Origin of the sequence: Vibrio olivae (assembly GCF_042428525.1) — a bacterium.
Lineage (GTDB): Bacteria > Pseudomonadota > Gammaproteobacteria > Enterobacterales > Vibrionaceae > Vibrio > Vibrio olivae.
The window spans coordinates 1-617 of the sequence record NZ_JBHMEP010000084.1; the positions used below are offsets into that span (position 1 = coordinate 1).

2 protein-coding genes are annotated in these 617 nt (G+C 37.4%); both read right to left on the reverse strand.

Going from position 1 to position 617, the window contains the following annotated elements:
* Nucleotides 1-191: NUMOD4 domain-containing protein (locus ACFFUV_RS23605; RefSeq protein ID WP_390198423.1), on the reverse strand; the 191-nt coding region annotated here is incomplete at its 3' end.
* A gap of 52 nt (nt 192-243) precedes the next feature.
* Nucleotides 244-617: DUF6549 family protein (locus ACFFUV_RS23610; RefSeq protein ID WP_390198426.1), on the reverse strand; the 374-nt coding region annotated here is incomplete at its 5' end.

The following is a 617-nucleotide window of genomic DNA, read 5'->3' on the forward strand; positions in this document are numbered from 1 at the left end:
AAAGCAACGGTTTTATATCTATTCCCGGAACCACATGTTTTCAAAACTAATTGTTTCTTAACGGATTTTACACGCCCGTAATTACTCACTTTATACAACCCTATATATCCGGGTACATCTTTCCAAATTTCCATTATACAACCATTTAAGTAAGCAACCAAAAAAAAGGAAACGAGGAAAAGTGGTTGCATCTTTTTTCATCCGGTAGCTACTCCGAACTATCCCCGTTTGCCGCAAATATAGTTATTTTTCGATTGTTATAACCTCAAACCCGGTAATTTTTGTATGTGGATTTTTTGAAACAATGTCAAATTCACGATTTTTTATCCGTTTTGTTTTCCATAAAAAACCTAACCAACGCTTATATTGCACAGTTTCCGTTATTAAAAGGCTATCCCGTGTTATAATTTTGCCCGAAAACGTATTATTTATAATACATCCGTCAAAGTCAACCCATTTGTCGGAATACTCAATACAACGTACAACGGTCGTAACCGTATCGCCGGGCAAATATACAATACTATCCCGGACGGTTGCCCGCAATTCGTTGATTGTTTCCATTTGGGTTGTTGTAACCCGTTCCAAATCCCGGTTCTTTGCCTGCAACGTCTTTATCA